This is a genomic window from Oleiphilus sp. HI0066 (assembly GCF_001635725.1).
Map to the genome: position 1 here is coordinate 1 of NZ_LWFH01000748.1, position 691 is coordinate 691.

Annotated in this window: 2 protein-coding genes; both read left to right on the forward strand. The window is 46.0% G+C overall.

Annotated features, from left to right (window positions below):
* Nucleotides 1-470 (forward strand): protein-L-isoaspartate(D-aspartate) O-methyltransferase (locus A3738_RS09090; protein WP_068763553.1); only part of this gene is annotated, 470 nt, incomplete at its 5' end.
* Nucleotides 471-485: 15 nt separating this feature from the next.
* On the forward strand, nt 486-691 hold a 206-nt coding region (locus tag A3738_RS09095), incomplete at its 3' end, for an undecaprenyl phosphate translocase family protein (protein ID WP_156504134.1).

The window sequence follows — 691 nt, forward strand, 5'->3', positions numbered from 1 at the left end:
GACATAATCAAACCATCTCGCAGCCATATATTGTCGCAAGAATGACGGAGTTACTCGTTCAGCATCAGCCTCGTAGAGTGCTGGAGTTGGGAACAGGGTCTGGATATCAAGCCGCTATTTTGTCTCAAGTCGTTGATGAGCTTTATACGGTCGAACGCATCTCTCCATTATTGAATAAAGCGCGTCAGCGTTTTGAACGAATAGGTTATCGCAATATATACAGCCGTCATGCTGATGGCGGCATTGGTTGGCCCGAGCAAGCGCCGTTTGATGCAATTATGGTGACTGCCGCACCGAAAGAGATTCCCCTTGAGTTACTTCGTCAGTTGAAAGATGGTGGCAAGATGATCGTGCCTTTAGGCGATGTGCAGCAAAATTTGACTATTGTGACGCGTAGAGGTGAGCAATTCTTGAAAGACGTCATTGAGCCGGTAATGTTTGTACCATTTTTGCCGGGTGTTGTTCGCTAAGCTAAAGGAGAATCTATGCATTGGGTGCTAATATTTTTGCGTGGCATTATGATGGGCGCAGCGGATATAGTACCCGGCGTCTCCGGTGGAACAATTGCATTTATAACTGGGATATACGAGCGACTGCTATCAAGTATTAACTCTGTACTTCCTGCCCTGCGAAAGCTTCTACAACACAGGTCTATTCAGCAGTTTTTTCAAGAGATCGACGCATTGTTCTT